The 7,070-nt window shown below is 71.4% G+C and carries 4 protein-coding genes; 2 read left to right on the plus strand and 2 right to left on the minus strand.

The genetic code is table 11. From position 1 onward, the window contains the following. Both PLL68_RS11225 and PLL68_RS11230 read left to right on the plus strand, forming a co-directional pair. Positions 1-1,712 (plus strand): bifunctional metallophosphatase/5'-nucleotidase (locus PLL68_RS11225; RefSeq protein WP_324534112.1); only part of this gene is annotated, 1,712 nt, incomplete at its 5' end. A 148-nt stretch (positions 1,713-1,860) separates the two neighbouring features. Beyond that, positions 1,861-3,993, plus strand: coding sequence for a S9 family peptidase (locus PLL68_RS11230; RefSeq protein ID WP_324534114.1), 2,133 nt, complete (start codon positions 1,861-1,863; stop codon positions 3,991-3,993). A 22-nt stretch (positions 3,994-4,015) separates the two neighbouring features. Here PLL68_RS11230 and PLL68_RS11235 read toward each other — a convergent pair whose 3' ends face one another. After that, a complete protein-coding gene (locus PLL68_RS11235; protein WP_324534116.1) occupies positions 4,016-4,879 on the minus strand; it encodes a universal stress protein in 864 nt (287 codons plus the stop codon). A 145-nt stretch (positions 4,880-5,024) separates the two neighbouring features. Further along, positions 5,025-6,881, minus strand: coding sequence for a Type 1 glutamine amidotransferase-like domain-containing protein (locus PLL68_RS11240; RefSeq protein ID WP_324534118.1), 1,857 nt, complete (start codon positions 6,879-6,881; stop codon positions 5,025-5,027). Between the last annotated feature and the right edge of the window lie 189 nt (positions 6,882-7,070).

Here is a 7,070-nt window from a genome sequence, read left to right on the forward strand (position 1 = left end):
TCCTCGGCGCCGGGATCGCGGCAACCGCGATCGCAGCCCTCGTCGCGGGCACCCCGGCGATGGCCAAGGACAAGAACACCCCGCCGATGGCTGGAAACGGTCAGGGCCCGCTGCAGTCCGTCCAGTTGCTGTCCTTCAACGACTACCACGGCCACCTCGAGGCCACCGACACGTACGGTGCCGCCAGGATCCCCGCCGGTGGTGCCGAGCACCTCGCGGGCGCGCTCAAGAGCCTGCGTGCGGAGGCACCCAAGGGCCGCTCGCTCACTGTCGCTGCCGGGGACCTCATCGGCGGCTCGACGTTCATCTCCGGCGCCTTCCACGACGAACCGTCGGTGGAGAGCCTCAACGCGATGGGGCTCGACGTCAGCAGCGTCGGCAACCACGAGTTCGACGAAGGCACCGACGAGCTGTTGCGCATGCAGAAGGGCGGCTGCCACCCGGTCGACGGGTGCTACTTCCCCGACGAGCCGTACGCCGGCGCCGACTTCCCGTGGCTTGCCGCCAACGTCGTGAAGAAGGACGACGGCAAGACCCTCCTGCCAGGGACGTGGGTCAAGAACGTCGACGGCATGAAGATCGGGTTCATCGGGATGACCCTGGAGGCCACGCCGACCCTGGTCAACCCGTCCGGTGTGTCCACCGTCGATTTCAAGGACGAAGTCGAGACAGCCAACGCCCAGGCCGCGGCCCTCAAGCGGCAGGGCGTGAAGTCGATCGTCGTCCTCCTTCACGAGGGCGGCTACCAGACCGGCGGTCTCAGTGAGTGCAAGGAGGCGTCCGGGCCGATCGTCGAGATGGCGGGAACGATGTCTGCCGACATCGACGCGCTCATCACCGGGCACACCCACCAGCCGTACATCTGCTCGATCCCCGACCCGGCCGGCAAGCCGCGTCTCGTGACCAGCGCCGCCTCCTACGGCCAGGTCGTGACGGAGACCAACCTCGTCATCGACCGTCGCACCGGTGACGTCAACCGTGCCGCAACGAGGGCGAGGAACATCCTCGTCGAGCACAGCGTCTTCACGCCCGATGCTGCCCAGAGCGAGATCATCGCCAAGTGGAACGTTCTCGCCGCGCCGCTCAAGGGACTCGTCATCGGCAACCACCTCCAGCCGATCACCGGAGACGCCAACAGCAACCGCGCGATCGAGACCCCGATGGCCAACCTCGTCGCGGACGCGATCCTCGACAACACCACGTCACTCGGGGCGCAGGTCGCCCTGATGAACGTTGGTGGCGTGCGGGCCAGCCTGAACAAGATCTCGTACGGCGAGGCCGACGGCGAGATCACCTACGCTGAGGCGTTCGACATCGCGCCTTTCGGCAATGTCTACGTGGCCCTCGACCTCACCGGGGCCCAGCTGAAGCAGGTGCTCGAGCAGCAGTATCAGCCGGTACCGGCACGCGGCTCCCGCCCGATGCTCGCCATGGGCGTGTCCGACGGGTTCAGCTACACGTGGGACGCCACGAAACCGCAGGGCTCGCGCGTCGTTCCCGGCTCGATGAAGCTGAACAACGTCGCCATCGGTGACACCGAGACCGTGCGCGTCGGCACGCTGAACTTCCTCGCCGACGGAGGCGACCTGTTCACCGCATTCAAGAGCGGCACGAACGTCGTCGGAGGTATCGGTGACCTGGAGGGCCTGGTGGCCTACTTCAAGACCCATCCGGACCTGACCCCACCGGGTGACCGGATCGCGGGACTCTGACCGACCGGTCGCCCCAGCAGTGCCGCGAGGGCCGCACTCCCGTCAGGGGGTGCGGCCCTCGCTCGTCGCGCCCTCACCCAGCGTCCGGCACGTTGGCGGCTGGGGGCGCCAAGCTGCCGGACGCTGCGACCCGCATACAGTGACGCCCATGCCGAGCCCCGCCCCGCCGTCGCCCCCGACCCCCGAGCGCCGGCCCCACGTGCGCGAGCACCACGGCGACTCGTTCGAGGACCCCTACGCCTGGATGGCCGACCTCGAGGACCCCGCACTGCTCGCCCACCTCGAGGCCGAGAACGCCTACGCCTCCGACCGCACGACCCACCTCGAGGGTCTGCGCGGTGAGCTCTTCGAGGAGATCCGCTCGCGCGTCAAGGAGACCGACCTGTCCGTGCCGGTCGCGAGCGGCCCGTGGTGGTACTTCTCGCGCACCGTCGCGGGCCGGCAGTACGCCTCGCACGTGCGCGTCCCCCTCACCGATGCCGCCCAGCGCCCCGACCCCGAGGCGGATGCCGTGGCGGGCGAACAGGTCGTCGTCGACGGCAACCTCGAGGCCGGCGACAGTGAGTTCTTCTCCCTCGGGGCGATGACCGTCAGCGCCGATCACCGGCTCGTCGCGTTCGCGGTCGACACCGCAGGCGACGAGCGTTTCGACCTGGTCATCCGCGACATCGGCACGGGTGAGGTGCTCGACAGGTCGGTCACGGGGATCGGCTACGGCGTCGAGCTGAGCCTGGACGGCACCTTCGTCTTCTACACGCGTCTCGACGAGGCCTGGCGCCCGCACCAGCTGTGGCGGCACCGCGTCGGCGGCGACCCGGCCGACGACGTGCTCGTCTACCAGGAGGATGACGAGCGTTTCTGGATGGGCATCGGGTCAAGTCGTGACGAGCGTTGGCTCATGCTGGGTCTGGGCTCGAAGACGACGTCCGAGGTGCACCTGCTGGACTCGGCGGACCCGGAAGGTGAGTGGCGTGTCGTCGCGCCGCGCCGCGAGGGCATCGAGTACGACGTCGAGCCGGCCGGTGACCGGCTGCTCATCGTCCACAACACCGACACCCCGGACGCCGACCTCGCGTGGGCGCCGATCGACGCGACGAGCCACGAGCAGTGGGTTGCGTTCCTGAACTCGACCGACGGTGAACGGTTCGTCTCCGTCGACGCGTTCGACACGGCATCCGTGCTCTCCCTGCGCAGCGGCGGCCTGACCGCCCTGCGGGTGCTTCCCCGCGACGCGTCGAGCGACTCGGGGCACGCCGCCGGCTGGGACGTCACCGTCGACGCCCCCGTGCACTCGATCGGGCTCGGCGACAACCCCGAGCCCGGGCAGACGTCGGTCCAGGTCGTCGTCGAGTCGTGGGTGACGCCCCGTTCGATCCTCGACGTCGACCTGCGCACCGGGGAGCGCACCCTGCTCAAACGGCAGCCGGTGCTCGGGAACTTCGATGCCGCGAACTACGCCGAACGGCGCGAGTGGGCCACGGCATCCGACGGCACGCGCGTGCCCATCTCGGTCGTGCACCGCGTGGGCGTCGAGCCCGATGGCACCAATCCGGGGCTGGTCACGGCATACGGGGCGTACGAGATCTCCTCGGACCCCTACTTCTCCGTCGCGCGGCTCAGCCTGCTCGACCGCGGGGTGGTGTACGCCGTGGCGCACGTGCGCGGGGGTGGTGAGCTCGGCCGCCGCTGGTACGACGAGGGCAAGCTGCTCGCCAAGACCACCTCGTTCACCGACACCCTCGCCTGCGTCGACCACCTCGTGGCGACCGGCTGGATCGACCCCGAGCGTGTCGGGCTCGAGGGCGGCTCTGCCGGTGGGTTGCTCGTCGGGGCCGTGCTCAACCTCGCGCCCGAGAACTTCCGGGTCGCGCACGCCGCGGTGCCGTTCGTCGACGCGCTGACGACGATGCTGCAACCCGACCTGCCGCTGACGATCGGGGAGTGGGAGGAGTGGGGCAACCCGCTCGACGACCCGCAGGTCTATGCCGCGATGCGGGCCTACGCCCCCTACGAGAACGTGCGCGCGGCCCGGTACCCGGCGGTGCTCGCCACGTCGAGCCTGCACGACACCCGCGTCTACGTCACCGAGCCGGCCAAGTGGGTCGCCAGGCTGCGCGAGGTCTCGACCAACGACCTCGAGCAGCGGCCCGTGCTGATGCGCACCGAACTGGCCGCCGGGCACGGGGGCCGCAGCGGCCGGTATGCCGCGTGGGAGCAGATCGCGTGGGAGTGGGCCTTCGTGCTCGACCAGCTCGGCGCGACCAGACGCATCGACGCCTGATCGGGGCCTCGCGCCTGCCTGGTCAGCGGGTGAACAGCACGGGGCAGGGGCTACGGCCCATGAGGCGCAAAGCCGTCGACCCAACGTGCAGCCCGGGGAAGCCGCCCGATCCGCGGCTGCCCACGACGAGCAGCCCGGCGTCTGCGGCGTGGTCGAGCAGGGTCTGGACCGGCTCACCCGTGACCACCTCGTAGGTGACCTCGATGTGCGGGTGGGCGGCCTGCTGGGCGGACAGTGCCGTGGTGAGCGTGCCCTCGAGGTCGGCGGCGTAGTCACTCCACGTCGAGTCACCCGACAACGTGGGGTCGCTGGCGCTGCTGGGCTCCCAGGCGTGGACGACGCGCAGGGGAGCGTTGCGGCGCACGGCCTCGTCGAAGGCGGCGGACAGTGCACGCAGGGACGGCTTGGACCCGTCCACGCCGACGACGACCGCAGCATCCTCGGATGCCGTCGGGCCGCCTTCGTGGCCCACGACGAGGACGGGGCAGCGGGCGTGCGTCACGACCTGCATCGCGACCGCGCCGACACTGGCTCGGCTGAACAGCCCGTGCCCCATGGCGCCGACGACGACGAGGGCTGCGGTGCGTGCGGCATCGACGAGGGCCTGGCTCGCGTAGCCGTCGCGGACGGCGGTGGTCACCGTGAGGGAGGGGTCGATCGCGTGGGCGCGGGCAACCCCCTGGGTGACGAGCCTGTCCGCGTGGGTGGACACGACGTCGGAGTCCTTCGCCAGTTCGCCGAACCCCAGCATCGGGAGGTCGACGGCGAAGGCGTGCAGCACGTGCAGGGGCAGTCCCCGCTCGCTGGCGATCTGTGCGGCCGCGGACACGGCGGCCATGGACAGCGGGGATCCGTCGACCCCGACGACAACTCGTGATGCGCTCATCCGGGTTTCCTCCGATCGCGAGTGCTTCGCGGCGGCGGGCTGAGGAAGTCCGTCGTCGTGGAACCAGTGGCTCCACACCTCGACCGTGGCACGGTGCGACCCGAGACACAAGGACGCGGGTCACATCAGGGTCACCGGACGCGGATCACCGCGCGAGCAGCTCACCGGACCCGAAGACGTCGAGGACGACCCCGCTCGCGCCGAGTGCGCCGTTGGCGCTGACCCACGACGACGCTCCCGACCCGTCGGCCACGACGACCGACGCACCCGAGACCGAGGCACCGCCGGGGCTCAGCACCACGGCCGACCCGGAGGCCACCCCGATGGCGGGCTGCGTGGGGGCCGTCGCGACGCCCGCGTAGAGGCGACCCCAGCGGAAGTCGTCGGTGAGGTGGGGGACCACGGTGGCGGGAACCAGCGCGAGCCCGAACTGCCAGAGCGCGTCGTCGGCGCGGTACGCCGCGACGCCCTCGGCCTCGAGGGTGCTGGACGTGGGCCTGGCCTTGGCCGACCAGCGCTCGCCGAGGACGGCGGTCATCGAGCCGTCAGCGAACACCACCGGGGTGCTGCGCACCGCCTGGGTGAGCGTGGCCCGAAACGCCGGGTCTGCCATCGACGACGCGAGCGCCACCGGGTCGTCCCCGACGAGGACCACGGCCGTGGCGCCGGCGAGCGACGTGCCCGACCAGCCCTTGCCGTTGTGGACGACCGCGTTCACCTGCCCGACCCACCCGGCCTTCTTCACGGCCCGGGCGTAGGCGCTGGTCAGCGAGCTCGACGACGCACCGCCGCCGAGGACGACGAGCCGCGCCTTCTTCGAGGAGTCGACCGCCCGGGCCGCAGCGACCACGTCGGAGATGACCGGGCTGCCGAGCGATCCACCGCCGAGGAACACCGTCCCCCCGACGGTCGACGGGGATGCCGGGGCGAGCCACGCGCTCGCCGGGGGAGGAGCGATCACCTCGCCTGCGCGGGCGAACTCGCGCGAGACCAGGTCGTAGGTGGTGTCCTCGGTCATCAGGTGGGTGAGCAGGCGGCGGGCCGACAGGGTTGCCGGGCTGCCCACCCAGGAGTGGGTTGCGCCGAGGGTCTCGTCGTCGATGATCGTCACGGCCCCGTCGCCGAAGACGTCCGACAGCACGGTGTCACCGGTGACCCGCACCCCGGTGGCGTAGTCGACCCCCACTCCGACCGGGCTGGTGCCGAGGCGCTCGCCGGCGGTCGCGATGGTTGACAGGCTCCGGCCGAGACGGCCGCGCTGGTGGAAGTGCTGGTCGAAGATCGCCGTCGACGAGCCGACGTCGAGGCCGCGTTCGAGGTCTGCGTCGTCACCCCACCAGATGAGGGTCGAGCCCTGCTGGAGCCCGTCAGCGGGCCCGAGGGAGCCGCGGTACCCGTTGATCATCGTGCGCGACTCCACGGCGGCTCCGGCGCTGGTCCCGCCGAGGGCTGCGCCGCGCTGGACGGCTGCGGTGATCGCCTCCTCGGCCGGAGAGTCGGCGAGCACCTGCATGGCCAGGCCCTGGTCGCCGCCGAGCACGTAGATGCCGTCGGTGCCGGGGTCGGCCAGGGCGAGCGCGTTGGCTGGATCGAGCGCGTCGGCGCGGTTCAGCAGCACGGCCAGGGTGGCGGTGCACCCGGTGAAGCCGCTCGCCGGTGACGCGACGGCAGCGTCGCACGCGGCGTCGAGCTGTGCAGTTCGTTCGGCCGCGAGCCGCAGGTTCTCGGCCCGGTCCTTGGCACCGTCGCCGTAGGCCGAGGGGACGACGACGAGGTCGACGGTGGGTCCGCTGGCACCCAGCGCCGCGGCATCCGCGAACCCGGCCAAGGTCGAGGTGACGTAGCCCCCACCGATCGGCGTCAGCACGGTCGGGTCGTCGCCGTGGGCGGCGGACGCCGCTGCCGGGATCATGGTGAGCGCCAGGGTGAGGGCTCCGGCGGAGCGGGCCCGGCGCGTGCGAGGGCTGGGCGAGGTCTGGCGCAGGGTGGGTCGCGGGCTCATGGTCGGACGCTAGCCCCTCGGCGGGGGGTGCGCACCTCGCAGCCCCAGCGGGCTCCGACGACTGCTGGGCTCCGATCACTGGTGGGCTCCGCCGACTGCTGGGCCCCGACGACTGGTGCCGGCTCGGGTCGGTAGGCACCCTAGGCTGGCGCCCATGACGCTCATCGCCATCTCCTGGGACGACGCCGC

This window comes from Ornithinibacter sp. (genome assembly GCF_035443565.1).
Classification (GTDB): Bacteria; Actinomycetota; Actinomycetes; order Actinomycetales; family Dermatophilaceae; genus Fodinibacter.

What these genes read in the sequence shown, in the direction of transcription:
- PLL68_RS11230 (WP_324534114.1), top strand. Translation starts at nt 1,861, where the DNA reads ATGCCGAGCCCCGCCCCGCCGTCGCCCCCGACCCCCGAGCGCCGGCCC.
- PLL68_RS11235 (WP_324534116.1), bottom strand. Translation starts at nt 4,879, where the DNA reads ATGAGCGCATCACGAGTTGTCGTCGGGGTCGACGGATCCCCGCTGTCC.
- PLL68_RS11240 (WP_324534118.1), bottom strand. Translation starts at nt 6,881, where the DNA reads ATGAGCCCGCGACCCACCCTGCGCCAGACCTCGCCCAGCCCTCGCACG.